The 16,601-nt window shown below is 55.1% G+C and carries 16 protein-coding genes; 2 read left to right on the top strand and 14 right to left on the bottom strand.

The features are described 5' to 3' along the window. Window positions 1-292: 292 nt before the first annotated feature. From QVF11_RS21875 to QVF11_RS21855, 5 genes are all read right to left on the bottom strand, one after another. On the bottom strand, window positions 293-997 hold the full coding sequence (locus QVF11_RS21875; RefSeq protein WP_287859209.1) for an ABC transporter ATP-binding protein: 705 nt from the start codon (window positions 995-997) through the stop codon (window positions 293-295). Beyond that, window positions 984-1,820: an ABC transporter ATP-binding protein gene (locus tag QVF11_RS21870; protein ID WP_112217264.1), complete on the bottom strand. Its 837-nt coding sequence runs from the start codon at window positions 1,818-1,820 to the stop codon at window positions 984-986. Before QVF11_RS21870 ends, QVF11_RS21875 begins: the two co-directional genes overlap by 14 nt. After that, a complete protein-coding gene (locus tag QVF11_RS21865) occupies window positions 1,813-2,646 on the bottom strand; it encodes an ABC transporter permease (RefSeq protein WP_287859207.1) in 834 nt (277 codons plus the stop codon). Before QVF11_RS21865 ends, QVF11_RS21870 begins: the two co-directional genes overlap by 8 nt. Next, window positions 2,646-3,695: an ABC transporter permease gene (locus QVF11_RS21860; RefSeq protein ID WP_227015956.1), complete on the bottom strand. Its 1,050-nt coding sequence runs from the start codon at window positions 3,693-3,695 to the stop codon at window positions 2,646-2,648. The genes QVF11_RS21865 and QVF11_RS21860 overlap by 1 nt, the downstream gene beginning before the upstream one ends. A gap of 163 nt (window positions 3,696-3,858) precedes the next feature. Beyond that, window positions 3,859-5,427 carry an ABC transporter substrate-binding protein gene (locus QVF11_RS21855; protein WP_112217262.1) on the bottom strand — a complete coding sequence of 523 codons (1,569 nt, stop codon included), beginning with the start codon at window positions 5,425-5,427 and terminating at the stop codon, window positions 3,859-3,861. Between the two features lie 210 nt (window positions 5,428-5,637). On the opposite strand from QVF11_RS21855, the gene QVF11_RS21850 reads away from it, so the two are divergent. Together QVF11_RS21850 and QVF11_RS21845 are read left to right on the top strand one after the other, a co-directional pair. Continuing rightward, the gene (locus QVF11_RS21850; RefSeq protein WP_287859205.1) at window positions 5,638-6,333 is read left to right on the top strand and encodes a GNAT family N-acetyltransferase; all 696 of its coding nucleotides are present in this window, start codon (window positions 5,638-5,640) and stop codon (window positions 6,331-6,333) included. Window positions 6,334-6,622: 289 nt separating this feature from the next. After that, window positions 6,623-6,775, top strand: a complete 153-nt coding sequence (locus QVF11_RS21845; RefSeq protein WP_112217260.1) for a Hok/Gef family protein — start codon at window positions 6,623-6,625, stop codon at window positions 6,773-6,775. Between the two features lie 142 nt (window positions 6,776-6,917). On the opposite strand, the gene QVF11_RS21840 is transcribed toward QVF11_RS21845, so the two are convergent. The 9 genes from QVF11_RS21840 to QVF11_RS21800 form a co-directional block, all read right to left on the bottom strand. Beyond that, window positions 6,918-7,490 (bottom strand): beta-phosphoglucomutase family hydrolase, encoded by a 573-nt coding sequence (locus tag QVF11_RS21840; RefSeq protein WP_142512070.1) that lies wholly within the window; start codon window positions 7,488-7,490, stop codon window positions 6,918-6,920. 84 nt (window positions 7,491-7,574) lie between these two features. Continuing rightward, window positions 7,575-8,360, bottom strand: coding sequence for an SDR family oxidoreductase (locus QVF11_RS21835; RefSeq protein WP_287859201.1), 786 nt, complete (start codon window positions 8,358-8,360; stop codon window positions 7,575-7,577). Window positions 8,361-8,534: 174 nt separating this feature from the next. Further along, on the bottom strand, window positions 8,535-9,332 hold the full coding sequence (locus QVF11_RS21830) for an SDR family oxidoreductase (RefSeq protein WP_112217257.1): 798 nt from the start codon (window positions 9,330-9,332) through the stop codon (window positions 8,535-8,537). A 59-nt stretch (window positions 9,333-9,391) separates the two neighbouring features. Continuing rightward, window positions 9,392-10,447 carry an ABC transporter permease gene (locus tag QVF11_RS21825; RefSeq protein ID WP_142512069.1) on the bottom strand — a complete coding sequence of 352 codons (1,056 nt, stop codon included), beginning with the start codon at window positions 10,445-10,447 and terminating at the stop codon, window positions 9,392-9,394. 17 nt (window positions 10,448-10,464) lie between these two features. Then, window positions 10,465-12,009 (bottom strand): sugar ABC transporter ATP-binding protein, encoded by a 1,545-nt coding sequence (locus QVF11_RS21820; RefSeq protein WP_112217255.1) that lies wholly within the window; start codon window positions 12,007-12,009, stop codon window positions 10,465-10,467. A gap of 1 nt (window position 12,010) precedes the next feature. Next, window positions 12,011-12,631, bottom strand: a complete 621-nt coding sequence (locus tag QVF11_RS21815) for a DUF2291 family protein (RefSeq protein WP_287859197.1) — start codon at window positions 12,629-12,631, stop codon at window positions 12,011-12,013. A 43-nt stretch (window positions 12,632-12,674) separates the two neighbouring features. Then, window positions 12,675-13,610: a D-ribose ABC transporter substrate-binding protein gene (locus QVF11_RS21810; protein ID WP_112217253.1), complete on the bottom strand. Its 936-nt coding sequence runs from the start codon at window positions 13,608-13,610 to the stop codon at window positions 12,675-12,677. 133 nt (window positions 13,611-13,743) lie between these two features. Next, window positions 13,744-15,264 carry an FGGY family carbohydrate kinase gene (locus tag QVF11_RS21805; protein ID WP_142512068.1) on the bottom strand — a complete coding sequence of 507 codons (1,521 nt, stop codon included), beginning with the start codon at window positions 15,262-15,264 and terminating at the stop codon, window positions 13,744-13,746. A 364-nt stretch (window positions 15,265-15,628) separates the two neighbouring features. After that, a complete protein-coding gene (locus tag QVF11_RS21800; protein WP_287859194.1) occupies window positions 15,629-16,579 on the bottom strand; it encodes a sugar-binding transcriptional regulator in 951 nt (316 codons plus the stop codon). Between the last annotated feature and the right edge of the window lie 22 nt (window positions 16,580-16,601).

Below are 16,601 nucleotides of genomic sequence, written 5' to 3'. Positions count from 1 at the left end.
GATAAAGCCACGCCGATACATCAGGTCCGGCACATTTCCCGGAGGCGATGCTGCGCATCTGTCCGGGCTACCAAACCCGCAGAACGCACGGACCCGTAGCCCGGGCAAGGCGCGTCAAGCGCCGCCCCCGGGATAAAGCCACGCCGATACATCAGGTCCGGCACATTTCCCGGAGGCGATGCTGCGAATCTGTCCGGGCTACCAAACTCGCAGAACGCGAGGACTGTAGCCCGGTCAGCGGAGCGCCACCGGGGTATTCCCGGCCCTCTTCCACAGGGAGAGGGGGAAAACCTCACCCCATCCGGTGTTCACCGTTCACCAGCGCTTCGCGGTCGAAGAAGCGCTGAATTACGCCCTCCGCCATAAACGCCGCCCGGTCAGACATATGGGCAATCACATCGGCATCGTGGCTGACCAGCAGGTACGTCATCCCATGCTCCTGCTTTAAGCGGTTGAGTAGGTTAAGAATCTCCGCCTGTACCGACATATCCAGCGCCGACGTTGGCTCATCCAGCAGCAGGATCTTTGGGCGCAGCAGCAGCGCGCGAGCAATTGCTACGCGCTGGCGCTGGCCGCCGGAAAGCTGGTGCGGATAACGACGCGCGGCGTCGGCGGGCAGGCCAACCTGTTCCAGTGCAGTAGTTACCCGCTGCTCAATCTCGCCGATGCCGTGAATCTTCAGCGGTTCCGCCAGCGTGCGCCACAAAGTATGGTTGGGATGCAGCGAGGCGTACGGGTCCTGAAATACCATCTGCACGTTGCGCCGCAGCTCGCCCTGAAAACGTATGCCTGGCGTAATGGCTTTGCCAAACAGTTCGACGCTGCCGCTCCAGTCGCGCTGTAGCCCTGCTAAAACCCGCAGAATGGTTGATTTTCCGCAACCGGATGCACCGATCAGGCTGAAGGTCTCCCCGGCATCCACGGCAAAGCTGGCCGCTGACACCGCCGTTTTTTCAGCAAAAATAACCTGCAAATCCTTAAGATTAACGACCGCCATGCGCCGCCTCCGTAAAATCCAGGGTTCTGTCGAGGGTGGGCAGCATCTGGCCGTAGGTTTGCGCGTCCGGGCGGCAGGTCCACAGGGTTCGGGTATAAGGATGGGTCGCTGTCGGCAGGTCCCGCGCCGCCATCTCATCGACCTTCTCGCCTCGGTACATCACCAGTACCCGATGGCAGTGTTCCGCCACCAGCGGCAGGTCGTGGCTAATCAACAGCATCGCCATCTGTCGCTGTTCACACTGTTCCACCAACAGTTCGAGGATTTGATTACGCAGCCGGGCGTCGAGGGCCGATGTTGGCTCATCGGCAATCAGTACCTGAGGATTGTTGAGCAAGGCAATGGCGATCATCACCCGCTGGCCCATCCCGCCGGAGAGCTCTCCCGGATAGCGGCTAAGCACCGGTAAATCCAGGCCCACTGCGGCAACGGCGGCTTTGACCGCCTCCAGTCGCGCCCGGCGGTTGAGGCGCTGATGCAGCGTTAATGCCTCCTCCAGCTGCGCCTGAATATTTTTCACCGGATTGAGCGCATAGCGCGGGTCCTGGAGCACCATGGCGATATCGTTGCCGCGCAGGTCGCGCCAGCCCCGATCGTTAAGCGTTAATACGTTGCGCCCCAGCACGTTGAGCGTCCCGGCGCTGACGACACCGGGTTTGCGCACCAGCCCCATTAGGGCGCGGGCGGTCATCGATTTGCCAGAGCCGGATTCGCCGACCAGCGCCAGCCGCTCGTTGCCGAGGGTAAAGCTTAAGTTGTTCACTACCCGGGCGGCGGGATAGTCGATGGCGAGTCCCTGAACGGTCAGTCGGGTATCAGTCATGTTGCGGCTCCAGAACGTCGCGCAGGCCGTCGCCCAGCAGGTTAAACGCCAGGCTGGCGATAAGAATAACGGCGCCAGGCGCGGCGGCTATCCACCATTGGTCGAAAATAACCTGCATCCCGTCGGCAATCATCGCCCCCCATTCTGCCATTGGCGGACGCGCCCCGAGACCGAGGAAGCCCAGGCCGGCGGCGGCGAGGATAATACCGGCCAAATCCAGCGCCAGCCTGACGATAGCTGATGGCAGACATAGCGGCAGAATATGGCCGATCAGCAGCCGCCAGCCGCGAATGCCCATCATCTCCGCCGCCGCCAGATAATCACTGTGGCGCAGGCGCTGAATTTCGCTGCGCGCCTGGCGAGCGTAGGCGGGCCAGGTGGTGAGCGCCAACGCTAGCGCGCCGTTAACCAGCCCCGGACCGAGCATGGCGACAAAGGCGAAGGCCAGAATTAACCGCGGCATCGACATCACCACGTCGGTAAATCGCATCAGCACGCGTTCGATCCAGCCGCCGTAATAGCCGGAGAGGATCCCCACCAGCAACCCAACGGGCAGGGTAATCACCGTGACCAGCGCCACCAGCCCAAGAGCCGGGCGTGCGCCAAAAATCAGCCGTGAGAGCAGATCGCGACCGTAGCTGTCGGTGCCGAGCCAGTGCTGTGCGCTCGGCCCTTGCAGACGCGCGGCGGCGTCCTGCCAGTTCGGGTCGAGCGGGGCCAGCCACGGCGAGAAGAGTGCGACCAGCAGGAGTAGAGTAATGAGAATCAGGCCGCAAAAGGCGGCGGGGGAGCGGCGCAGGCGGCGTAAAAACAGATAAGTCGGCATCAGCGCACCCTCGGGTCGGTCAGCCGCACCAGCAGGTCGGTGAGGTTATTAATCAATACAAAGCTCGCGCCGATAAGCAGCGTGCCGCCCATAATCGCCGTCGTATCGCCAGCAAACAGGGCGGTGGTCAGGTAGCGACCAATTCCCGGCCAGGAGAAGACGGTTTCGGTCAGCACCGCGCCTTCCAGCATCGAGGTGTACGCCAGAGCGATCACCGTCAGCAAGGTTCCGCGAATATTCGGCAACACGTGGCGCAGCAGGATGGTCATCTCGCTGGCTCCTTTGGCGCGCGCGAGCAGGATGTACTCTTTGTTCATTTCGCTCAGGCAGGCGGAGCGGGTCAGGCGGGTGATGCTTGCTAGTGAGTAATAGGCCAGCAGCAGCACTGGCAGGAGCAGATGTCCGGCGGCATTTTTAAACGCTTCTTTATCGCCCGAGAGCCAGGTGTCAATCAGCGCAAAGCCGGTGCGGGGTTCAACGGTGTATTGATAAATATCGTCCAGCCGTCCTGGTCCTGGCGTCCACTGCAATTTGGCGTAGAACAATGCCAGCATCAGCAGGCCGAGCCAGAAAATCGGCACCGAGTTGCCGAGCAGGGTAAACGTGCGCACCGCCAGATCCCACGGTGAGCCGACATAGCGGGCGCACAGGACGCCTGCGATAACACCCGACAGCGCGCCGATAATTAGCGCCAGCGTCGCCAGTTCCAGCGTTGCCGGGAAGGCGGCGAGCAGATCGTGGAGCACCGGCTGGCCGGTAGAGCTGGCAATACCGAGATCGCCGTGGGCGAGATTCACCAGATAGTGCCAGAACTGTACCGGCAGCGGCTGATCGAGGCCGAGCTGGTGGCGAACCTGGTCGTAGGTGGACTGGCTGGCGTGGTCGCCGACGATTTGCAGCACCCGGTCAACCGGCGACAGCGCCGAGAGCGTGAAGGTGACCAATAACAGGCCGAGCAGGGTCAGCGCCAGCGTCAGCAGCCCCTGAAATAGCGCGAGCAGAGGGCGTTTTGCGCGCCGCTCTGCTCTGGTGGGTAAAACAGCAGACATGGTTATTCCGTTGGTAAAAGAACAGTGTTATCAGCTGGTGCGATCTGTTGTTGTAGCCCGGTCAGCGCAGCGCCACCGGGAAAACATATGGCATCGGGGCCTGCGTTCCCGGAGGCGGCGCGTTGCGCCTGTCCGGGCTACCTGATCGCTCCTGCCCCAGGCGTTACTTGGTTACCCGGTCATACCAGACCATATCGGCGTTAAGGCCCTGCTGATAGCCTTTGACGTTATCGCGGACCACAATCTGGGTTTTACCCTGATCGATAAACACGTAAGGCGAACTGCGCTGCAGCTCTTCCTGCATTTTTTTATACAAATCCAGGCGTTTAGCGGAATCCGGCTCGGCTACTGCCGCCAGGGTTGCTTTATTCAGCTCCGGGATCTGCCAGCCATTAAGCCCGGCGACGGTACTGGATTTTCCATCGTTGTAGGCAAAGGCGCTGGCGTTAGAGTGGGCGTCGAAATAGTCCGGGATCCACAGACGAATCGCCGCCTGGTGCTGTTTAGCGCGCACGCGGGCATACACCTGGCTACCGGCGGCCGGCAGCAGATCCACCTTCACGCCGCCCTGGGCAAAGCTTGCCTGCATAGACTGGGCGATGGTGATAAACGGCGGCTTGTTCTCCACATCAAGGGTGAAATGCGCATCTTTGATGCCCGCTTTGGCGAGGATCGCTTTGGCTTTTGCCGGATCGAATTTAAACGGGTTATTGTCCAGCGCGCCCGGCAGGCCGACCGGCAGGAAGCTCTGGTGGACGAAATACTGGCCCTTCAGCAGGTCTTTAGTAATGCCGTCGTAATCTACCAGCCAGCGTGCTGCTTCCCAGAAGGCCGGGTTTTTCAGCAGTGGGTTAGCGTTGTTGGCGGTGTTGAAGGCCAGGTAGTTCTGCTCGGCGGAAGGGATGCTCAGCACCTGTACGCCGGGTTTGCCTTGCAGGGCCGCAATCTGATCGGCGCCGAGGTCGCGCGCCACATCGGCATCACCCTGCTGAATGAGCAGGCGACGAGAGGCCGGGTCGGGCACGTTTTTAATAATGATGCTTTTCAGCTTCGGCGCACCGGTTGGCGTGCTGTCGTTAGCTTCCAGCACAATGGCCTGATGTGGCTGATAGACCCGCATCTTGTACGCGCCGCTGCCCGCCGAGTGCATTTTCAGCCAGCCGTTACCGAAGTCATTATCTTTGGCGTTCGGCGCGATCAGCTTCTCATCGACGATAGAGGCGATCGGCGTGGAAAGAATATTCAGCGCCACCGCCGGGCTGACGTCGGCGGTCCAGTGGAGCTCCAGCGTGTGGTCATCCACTTTTTTCAACTGAGTGGCGATGTTATCTGGCTGCCAGCCGAGAACGTTGAGAATAAACGCCGGGGACTTGTTAAGCGTCACCGCGCGAGTGTAGGAGAAAATGACATCTTCCGGGCGCAACGGGTTGCCGGAGGCGAATTTCGCATCGGGCTTGAGCTTGATGGTCAGCGTTTTTGCCGCCGGATCTGCCTGCCAGCTTTCGGCCAGAATTGGCGTGATTTTTTCAGGGTTATCGCGGTCCGGCTGTACCAGGCGCTGATAGAGGCTCGGTACCGTCTGGATGCTGGAAAGCTCGTTGGCTTCCGCCGGATCAAGGCTGACAATATCATCAAGGCCCTGCGCGACCACCAGAGTACCAGGCGGCGTGGCGGCGTGAACGGCGGCGGATAATGCGGTCAGTATCAACAGCGGCAGCAGTTTTTTAGTCATGAGCGATCCCTGAAAAGCGTTATTGTGATTATTGATGTTTCGCTACGTTAGGCCGCTTAATCCAAGGCGTAAAGTCAAAATGCGGATAAGATTATGCTTAAAAAGCATAACCAATGCCAATGAGTTATTAAGAATAATTGTGCCGGCTCTATTTCGGTAATTCTGGCTTCTTGATATAACAAAACACTAACAATAGTTGAGGGTAGAAGCGTGCCGGAAATCAATGAGTTTGGTCAGCATGTCAACGATCGCGTCCCTGGATGGCATGGGGCGGATACTCTGCAACGGACGGCGTTAAAGGGTCGCTTTTGTCGACTGGAACCGCTGGATGCCAGCCGACACGCGGTGGATCTGTTCACTGCCTATTCCCCTGGTGACGAGAGCGACTGGACCTGGCTTGCCAGCACGCGTCCGCAGAGCGTTGAGTCAACGGCGAGCTGGATTACCGGCAAGGTCATGGACGACGGATTGGTGCCGTATGCGGTTATTGATCTGCATTCCGAGCGGGCAGTTGGGCTGGTCAGTTATATGGCGATTGATCGGGCGATGGGTTCCGTGGAGATTGGGCACGTCACCTGGTCAAGGGCGATGAAAAATACACCGCTCGGTACCGAGGCGGTCTGGCTACTGCTGAAAAATAGCTTTGCCCATGGCTATCGTCGGCTGGAGTGGAAATGTGATTCGATGAATATCGCCTCTCGCCGCGCTGCCGACCGACTGGGATTTACCTGGGAAGGGCGTCTTCGCCAGAAGTTGGTGCGTAAAGAGCGAACCCGCGATAGCGATATTCTGTCAATTATCGACAGCGAATGGCCCGCGTGTGATGCGGTTATACGGGCGTGGCTGGCGGTGGAGAATTTTGATGATGAAGGTCGGCAATTGAAGCGACTGGAAGATTTTCGCTAACGTAAATAGCCTATTTTGAGTTTTCCATTTCTCTCGTAAAGATGAGATCTTCCCTGAAATCCAGTCAGTCTAAACGTTTTCTGAAAAATGATTTTAGCTGGTTAAATATACAGTGATGTGAACAGGGAAGGGTATGATGGCGATGGGTGCCTGAGGCTTTCTGAGTTCAGGCTTATTAGGTGAGGATTCAGAAAGACGAAGCCCCAGGAGATGTTCCCATCAACCTGAGGCCTACAATCCAAACCTCGCACGTTGGATAGTAGCCTCTTCTTCGCATGGAGGCAACGAGATGCTGACAAAATACGCCCTGGTGGCGATCGTGGTGCTGTGTCTGACAGCGTTGGGATTTACGTTAATGGTACGCGACTCGCTGTGCGAGTTGAGTATCAAAGAACGTAGTATGGAGTTTAAGGCCGTTCTCGCTTACGAAACGAAGAAGTAGCCGGTATGCGGGGAGCAATCCCCGCCTATCCGCAGGCTGGGTAAGGAACCTTAAGGCACCTTTTTTCTGCTGATGGAGCAGGATGGACGGCGAGAGAAAATCGACCGGTTAAAAGCAATAGTACCGCCACCCTGCATAATTTTTAGCGCAGAGTATTAACGTCGACCACGTCCATGCCTGCATTTTTCGCTGCTTCAATCCCAAAACGGGAATCTTCAAAAACGAGACAGCGTTCAGGCTGCACATGAAGCTCGCTGGCGCACAATAAGAACGTGTCGGCGGCGGGCTTGTGATTTTTAACCCGGTCGGCGGAGACGATAGCGGCAAAGCGCTGGGTTAAATTAAAGCGGTTAAGCAGTATGTCCACAGTGCTACGTTCGCTACCGGTTCCCAGCGCCAGCGGTTTTTTATCCTGCCACGCCAGTAAAATGTCCATTGCCGGTAGAACCCGGATTTCCGCCGTCTGTAGCAATTTTTCAATGGCCTGCTTTTTGCGATCGGCCAGTGAAAATGGGTCGGCAGTTAATCCTTTTAAGGCGACAACCTGGCTGGCGACCTGCCAGGGGGCTGAGCCATTAAACGGGATGAGTTCTTCTTCAGTAATCACGATATTTTCAGCGGCGAAGACGCTTAACCAGGCCTGGCGGTGCAAAGGTTCGGTGTCAAAAAGCGTTCCGTCCATATCAAAAATAAGGCCGTGATAGTGGCTATACATAATTGTTGCCCGTTTGCTGAGATCGTCATTAAGGCGGGAGAATGCGGGGGAGGGTTCCCCGCATTCTTGCACGCAAAGTTGGTTTTACCAGCAGACAAAACCGCCATCGACCACCAGATCAACGCCAGTGCAGAATGATGCGGCATCGCTGGCGAGGAACAGCGCTGGCCCGGCCATCTCTTCAACTTTCGCCATGCGCTGAATCGGCGTCTGGCTTTCAAACTCGCGGGTTTGGTGGACCATTTCAGGTCGGGTGTTCATTGGTGTAGCGGTATATCCCGGACTGATCGAGTTAACGCGGATCCCTTTGCCAACCCACTCCATAGCGAGGCTTTTCGATAAGTGAATAACACCGGCTTTGGAGCAGTTGTAATGGGCCTGATCGAGGCCCCGGTTAACGATAATACCGGACATGGAGGCGATATTAATGATGGAGCCGCCGCCGAATTCCTGCATCAGTTCAGCCTCTGCTTTACAGGAGTTCCATACGCCAGTGAGGTTAATATCGATAACCCGTTGCCATTGTTCTGTTTCCATCTCCAGCGCTGGATTAGCATTGGCGATACCCGCAGCGTTAACGGCGACATCAAGGCGACCAAAGTGGCTTTTGGCCAGCGCGACACCTGCGCGTAAGTCGCTGAGCTGGCGCACATCACCAGTGTAAAAACAGGCCTGCCCGCCAATCGCTTCAATGTCTTTAACGGTTTCTGCAAGGCCGCCGTCTTCGCGGAGATCAAAGCAGACTACCCGAGCGCCTGCGCTGGCGAGTCCGTAAGCAATCATCTGGCCGATGCCGCTGCCCGCGCCTGTCACAAACGCTACGCGGTCCTGCAGATTAAACAACTGTTGAGCAAAATCTTTTGCGATCATAGTTATTACTCTCTTAAAAATATTCCGTCGCATGCCGGGGTCTACCCGGAGGCGGCGCGTTGCGCCTGTCCGGGCTACGGGGCTTGTGCCGTCGGGTAGCCCGGACAGGTGCGCAGCACCGCCTCCGGGACATGATTTGTGTAGCCTGACCTGAGGAATGTCAGGCTGGCGGCATTACGACATAATCAGGCCGCCATCAATATTGATGGTCTGCCCTGTGAGATAGCGTGCATCGTCGGACGCCAGGAACGCCACCAGTCCGGCAACGTCTTCCGGTTTGCCCGCGCGCTTCATCGGAATGCCTTCGACCCACTCCGCCATCAGCTCACCCTTGCCGTAGCGTTTCTGCTCGGTGCTGAGGACTTCGCCCCATACGCGGTCGTTGTAATCCCACATCTCGCTTTCAATAATGCCCGGACAGAAGGCGTTGACGGTGATATTCCACGGAGCAAGTTCGTGGGCCAGGCTCTGCGTGATGCCGATAACGCCCATTTTGCTGGCCGCATAATGCGGAGTGTAAATAAAGCCCTGACGACCCTGGCCGGAAGAGGTGTTAATCAGGCTGCCGTGATTTTGTTTCACCATATACTTGGCAGCTTCGCGGCAGCACAGCCAAACTCCGGTAGTGTTAACGGCCAGCACTTTTTCAAAGTCAGCTTTCGGCATGCGATCGTAATAATCGATGGTGATCACGCCTGCGTTCTGGATAGAGACATCAATCGTACCGAAGCGCGCTGCCGCCTGCTCATACAGCGATTGCACCTGTGCTTCATCGGTCACATCGACCTGCAACGACAGGATGTCGGCCTGATAGCGCTGGCGTAAGGTTTCCGCCGTTTCGTGAACGCGCTCGGCGTTGGAGACCATCACCAGATTTGCGCCGTCACGAGCAAAGCGCTCAGCAATACCAGCACCAATTCCGCGGCATGCGCCAGTGATAACAACCGTTTTGTTTTGGAAATTTCTTTGCATTTTTTCTTCCCTTGTATAGGCCGGACACAAATGCGTCCGGTGGGGTAATGAAGACGTTATTAGCTGGTGGCTCCTGCCGCTGCCAGCTTCTCCTCATGGCGACGCATCAGGATGACTTTGTTCTGTAGTTTCTGCTGGAACTGGTCGACGACGACGGCGGTGACGATAACCACGCCCTTGATGACCATTTGCCAGAAATCGCTGACTCCCATCATCACCATGCCGTCGGCAAGGAAGACGATAACGAAAGCACCAATAATTGAACCCGTTACCCGACCACGACCGCCCGCCAACGCGGTTCCGCCGAGTACGGTGGCACCGATAGCGTCCATTTCGAACATATTGCCGGTCATTGGATGCGCGGTTTGCAGCTGCGACGCGACGATCAGGCCAACGAATGCGGAGCAAAGGCCGGAGAAGGCGTACACGAAGACCTTCGCTTTCACGATAGGCACACCGGCCAGGCGGGCTGCTGATTCGTTGCCGCCAATAGCGTAGATATAGCGACCCAGTGGGGTTTTGGTGGTCAGCCAGTAGCCCAGCAGCAGGAACGCGATCATCAGCCAGATTGGCAGATACACGCCCAGCAGCGTACCGGACCCCAGGGTGGCAAAACCGGTGTTGCCCAGCGCTTCCATGCCGTTAAGGTTGGGGTAGGTGCTACCGTCGTTGAACAGCAAAGCTGAACCCCTGGCGACATACATCATGCCCAGCGTGCAGATAAAAGGAGCGACACCGAAGCGGGTAATCACGGCACCGTTAATGAAGCCGACAATGACACCGAAAATAGCGACGCACAGGATGACTTCAGGCACGTTGAAGAAGATAACGCTGCCGTTCCATAAGGGCAGGCCGTTGGTTAATAACGCCCCCGCGACCATGCCGCAGATCCCGGCGACGGCGCCGACGGAAAGGTCAATCCCTCCGGTCAGGATAACCAGCGTCATGCCGATGGCCAGCAGGCCGGTGATGGCCACGTGCTGAGTCATAATCAGCAGGTTAGATGTGGTCAGGAAATTTGGTACCATCACGCTGAAGAATGCAATAACCAGCAGCAGAGCGATAAACGTTCTGGCCTTCAGCAGGTACATATAAATCATATATTTCTGGTTCATGATGGGTTCCAGCCTGATTAATCTTGAGGTGTTGAAGCCGCGATTAATTTTTCGCGGGTAACCGCATGACGCGGTAAATCGGCGGTAATACGGCCATCGGCCATCACCAGGATGCGATCCGCCAGCGCCATCACTTCATCCAGTTCTGATGAAGAGAACATCACTGCCAGACCCTGTTGGGCCATTTTGCCAATCAGGTGATAAACGTCGGTTTTAGCGCCGACATCAATGCCGCGAGTCGGCTCATCGAGAAACACAACCTCCGGCTTTGTCATCAATGCTTTGCCGAGCACTACTTTTTGTTGGTTACCACCGCTTAAAGAGGTAATTGGCAGCTCGGGGTCGCTAACCTTGATAGCCAGTTCGCGAATCATCTCTTTGACGCAGGTGATTTCCTTCTGCGGATTCAGCCACTTCCACGCGCGGCGAAAACCCTGCAGACTAAAATCAGATAAGGTCATATTCGATTGAATCGACATCATCTGCACCACGCCTTCGCCCTGTCTGTCTTCAGGGACAAGCGCCAGCCCTTTTTTTAACCGTGCCTGGAACTGCGACTTTTCAATATTTTCGCCATTGAGCTGCACGCTACCGTTCTGGCAAGGCATCAGACCGACCAGACCCTTGAATAGCTCCGTACGTCCTGCGCCGAGCAGGCCGTAGATGCCGATCACTTCCCCTTTACTTAAGGTGAAGGTCACGTCGTTGAGCTTATAGCCTCCGCTGGGATGCAGCGCTGTCAAACCTTCAACGGCAAGTACTGCTTCGCCTTTTGGTGCGGGCTGGTAGTCGAAATGCTTTTTCTTATCGCCGACCATTTGTTCGATGATCCATGGAATACTGGCATCACTAACCTCGCGCTCGCTGATAAAGCGCCCGTCGCGAAAAATGGTAATGTGATCGCCAATTTCCATCAGTTCTTCCAGACGATGGGAAATATAAATAATGGTGACGCCGCGACGTTTAAGCTGCTCAATGACGTTAAACAGGATTTTGACTTCCGACTGGCTGAGTGCGGAAGTGGGTTCGTCCATGATTAATACGCGAGTATCCTTTGAAAGCGCTCGCGCAATTTCGACCATCTGTTGATGGCCGATACCTAACTCGCCAAGTTGCGTATAAGGGTCGACATTGAGTTCCAGCCTTTCCAGTAATTTTTTGGCTAACTCATATTGATATTTTTCGTTGATTTTCCCTTTCTGAAAGAACTCGTTGGCCATGAAAATATTATCCATGACGTTCATGTTCGGAAATAAATTCAATTCCTGAAAAATAATACTAATGCCGTGTTTTTCTGCCTGATGGGTAGAGCCAAGCGTAACCGGAGTACCATCAAGAATAATTTGACCAGATGACGGGGTTTCAACGCCAGCAAGCATTTTCATCATGGTGGATTTACCCGCACCATTTTCACCGATCAGAACGTTTACTTTATTTCGATAGACCCGGTAATTCACGTTATCTAAGGCAATAACCCCCGGATAAACACGCGATAATTCACGGGTTTCGATAATAACTTCAGATTCGACTGGTTGGGGAGTGACGAGTTCTTGCCGCTGCATGTTATTGTCCTCCCAAACGAACAATTTTCGCTGGCGTAATATCAGGAACGGTTTGTGGAATATCCCAGGCTGAGAATACGCCATAAATCTGGGCCGTTTCTCCCGTTTTAACTTGTGCTGCTTCGATCATTTTTACCGCATGTTCGTTAATTGCCCGACCATACTCACCAAACAGAACCTGGTCGTTAAAGTCCTGATAGCTGGCACCTTGATAGCCGTCGCGTAATAGCGTACCGCGCAGCGTTGGGCCAATTTGCACGACAATATTGCTGCCGCTGGTATCCTGAATGGTCATTTTTCCGCTGCGGGAAGCAGAATCAATTTTGCTGATATTACCTTCAACTTTGACGTAAAAAACGCACGGGTTTTCGTCCTGAGCGCGATAGCCTAACGTTTTGCAAGCGCTGTCGAAATCTTTCGCCGCGCGCAGGGCGGTCATTAATTCGGCGACGGGACGAGCCTTGGCTACGACCTGTGGAACAACCTGGTCTTGCCATGTTTTATCAATACTCGTCATGTGCGGATTGGGCGGGGATTTAAGATCGGCCAGTTCCTGCTGAGAGACGATACGGCAGCCTCCAAGGGTAAGAACGGCCAGCGCCAGCCAGGTTTTTTTAAACATAATACTCTCCTATGCGCCCCCGAAGGGGCGCAACAACCCGAACTCAGGACTTGATATTGAAGTCCTGAACTTTGTCTGCATTGTCTTGAGTGATCAGAATCCCGCGGAACATCACGCGCTGCTTCGCTGGCTTTTCACCTTTTTGCAGGTAGTTATCCAGATCGGTCACGCCCTGAGCGGCGATAGCCTGGGCCTGGAGCATCACCGTCGCCTGCAGGGTTCCGGCTTTCACCGCATCGCGTTCGTCGTTGCTACCATCGATACCAACAACCACGACATCGGTGCGATTGGCGGCTTTCAGCGCGGCAATGGCGCCAAGAGCGACAGGACCGTTACCGCAAATTACGCCCTTCACGTCAGGGTGTGCTTGCAGAATACTGTCCATAATGCGTTTGCCGTCGATCAACGTCCCTTTGGCATCTTGCTTCGCCACGCTGACCATATCCGGGTATTGGTCAATAACCTGGTGGAAAGATTTAGAGCGGGTAACGCAGTTATTATCCGCAAGGTTACAGGTCAGTTCGGCATATTTTCCTTTCTCCGCCATTTTCTCAACAAATACGTTGGCGACCTCAGAACCGGCCTGGAAGTTATTATGGGTAATCTGCTCAAGTGCGACGTCATCGACAGGGATTTCGCGGTTGATTAAGACTACTGGAATACCGGCTTTTTTGGCTTTTTCAATCGCTGCAACGCTGGCGGTTGAATCGGCGTTATCCAGAATAATGCCCTGAACTTTTTTACCGATAGCGGTATCGATCAGTTCATTCTGTTTTTTGACATCTTCGCCATGCGACAGAATAGTGGTTTGATATCCGAGTTCTTTAGCTTTCTCGCTGGCACCTTTGGCTTCAGAAGCGTAATACGGATTATCCAGCGAGTTTACCATGATCATGATGGTGCCTTTTTCTGCCGCGTGGGCAGCAAAAGAAAAGGCGGTCAGGGTAGCGGCTGTTAAAAGCGTTAAACGTAATTTCATGACAATTTTCTCTCTTGGTTGTTATTGTCGGGTACGGTGAAACAACGTAAGGCCTGAAAATAAAGTTTATGGGCCGGGGGTCTCCTTTTGTTGATGATTAAGGTTCGTCACACACGAGATTCCCTGGTGGGCGTCAGGCGGACGTTGCCGGTTTCCATAATGTTCTGTTCACCGCATGGCGCCACTCCTGCCATCTTTTCTGCAGGCGCTGGTGGCGGGCCATATCGGGGATAAATTCGCTATGTTCGGTTAAGAAAGCTTTCAGGTCGGTTACCGAGCCTGGGTTCAGGGCTTTGCGGGCGAGCAGGGCTGCGCCAATTGCCGAGAGTTCGGCAACATCGCTACGCATCACCGGGCATCCCAGCAGGTCGGCCTGATACTGCATTAACCAGTCGTTTTTAGTCGGGCCGCCATCGACCATTAATGCCGCCAGGTGGAAGTCATCCTGCTGACGCATGGCGACAACGACATCGGCGATTTGATAGGTAATGGACTCCAGCGCGGCGCGAATCAGATGCGCGCGTTTGACGCCACGGCTCAGGCCGCAAATTACGCCCCGGGCGCTGTCATCCCACCACGGTGCGCCAAGTCCGGTAAGGGCTGGCACAAAATAGACGCCCAGCGTAGAGTCAACGGAGGCGGGGAGGGTATTGAGCTCGTGAGCCAACTCGGCATCGGAAAGTTCGCTTAAGCCAGTGCTGTCGGCCATCCATGCAACCGCATCGCCGGTATGCGGAATATTACCTTCTAGTCCGTAGGTGATGCTGTCGCCGTCGTGCCAGGCGATGGTGGTGGCCAGTGCGTCGATATCGCACTGTGCGGATTTTACCGGCGCCATCACCGATGACCCCGTGCCGTAGGTGGCTTTAACGCAGCCCAGTTCGCCAAGCGCGTGACCAAACAGCGCGGCGTGGGAATCACCCACCATCGCCATCACCGGAATACCATCAGGAATAGCGTTCAGCCCGCGGGTGTAGCCAAACAATCCGCTGGAAGGTTTAATCTCCGGCAGCGCGGCGCGAGGGATCTGGAACAGCGCCAGCATCTCGTCGTCCCACTGCCCGGTTTGCAGATTCAGCAACTGGGTACGTGCAGCATTGGAGTGATCGCAATGGAACGCTTCGCCCTGGGTTAAATTCCACAGCAGCCAGCTGTCGATAGTGCCGAGGCAGATTTCACCGCGTTCTGCCAGTTGGCGGCCCTCAGGAATGGATTCCAGCAGCCAGCGCATTTTTGAGGCCGAGAACAGAGGCGCAATCGGCAAGCCGGTAGTCGTTTTGATTAGCTGTTCTTTGTTGTCATGGCGCAGTTCATCGCAAAACGCGGCGCTGCGGGTACATTGCCAGGTGATGGCTGCATTGATAGGTTTACCGCTCTGGCGATACCAACCGATAGCGGTCTCGCGCTGGTTGCTGATGGCCAATGCGGCGACGTTCTCTGCACCTACGTGTTCAACCGCTTTAGCGATAACGTCGAGTGAGGCTTCGACCAGAACTTCTCCCGATTGCTCGACCCAACCATCGCGCGGCGTTTGAATCGCCAGCGGCTGCGAGAATTTCACTACCACGTCACCGCGGCTATCGAGCACGACGGCTTTGGCGTTAGTGGTGCCTTCGTCCAGTGCAATGATGAACTCTTTACGTGTTGCCTGCATTAGGTAGTCTCCTGAGTCACACTTCGTCCTGGCGCGGAGGGGGAAGAGTCGGCATTCCTCTTTATCGCATTGCTTCTTAGCAGGCCATGATGTGACAATTCGTTTTCACTTTTTTAATCACTGAATATATATTCGATAGTGATTATTTATTTGATACCTTAGCCAGAAACTTCCCGTCGGGCTACAGGAAAAGTTATCAATTGTGCTGGCAATCACACTTATCCGTTCGGTGGAGCATCTGACAATGAGTGAAAAAGAGAGCAGGTTAATGCATTTATCGTATTGAAATATAAATATTTATTTGCATTACCTTTACGCTTCGGGGAAAGCGTAAAGGCTGTGGGAAAGTGTTGGAATGAGGAAGTTAACCCGCGATAAGCAGGCGTGCGGTGGGGTAGTCAGTAATTAACACATCGATATAACCGCCTGATAGCGCACCTTTGATAGCCGCAACCTTATCGCTGCCGCCGGCAAGGGCCACCACGTTGGGGCACTTCTTCACTTTTTCCAGCGCCATGCCGATAACAGGATCTTCATCATCGCGTAACACCGCTTTGCCGTTTTTGTCGTAGTAGTGCAGGCAAATATCGCCGACCGCCCCGCGTTCCGCCAGCACCTGAAGCATATCTTCGTGATAGTAGTTCCCCGACGTTTTAAGCAGTTGCGAAGGCTCGAGGATGCCAATGCCGACGATGGCGATGTCGACTTCGTCAAAGCGGGCAATGACATCGGCGACATCTTTGCTGGCAACGAGACGATTTTTCTCCTCCGTTGAGCCTTCAATGCTTTGAGAAGGAAGCAGCCAGGCATCACAGTTAAGATGATGCGCCAGGGTCTGGGTGAGGATCGTTGCCTGGACATTACCGTTCGGGCCTACGCCACCCAGCAGTTGAATCACGCCGTTGGCCTTCAGATTTTGCGCGTGAACTTCATCGACCATCGCACGAATGGTCGAACTCCAGGAGGAGACGCCGATCAGGTCTTTCGGGCGCAATCGCGTTTCCAGGTAGTGGGCGGCGGCGGAACCAATGGCGCGCTTGATGGTGTGATCGTTCGCGTCCTCTTCGGTATCCACCACGATGGCTTGTTTAATTCCGTAGCGATCCTCGAGACCTTTTTCAAGATTGAGGAAAATATTGGATGGCTGAACAACGCTAATTTTGACCACACCTTCCTTTTGGCAACGGGTAATCGCTCGGGAGATAAATGACTGAGAAAGCGAGAGAAGTTGAGCGATATCGGACTGCTTTCGTCCTTCAAGATAGTAAAGAGTGGCAATCTTAACTAATAGCCGTTGTTCATCCTGCTTAGCCATATATTTCCCCGAAAATCATTTA

Origin of the sequence: Klebsiella sp. (genome assembly GCF_027492335.1) — a bacterium.
Taxonomy (GTDB): Bacteria; Pseudomonadota; Gammaproteobacteria; order Enterobacterales; family Enterobacteriaceae; genus Klebsiella; species Klebsiella huaxiensis.
The sequence above is the reverse complement of the archived record's forward strand: the minus strand, read 5'-3'. Positions and strand labels throughout refer to the sequence as shown.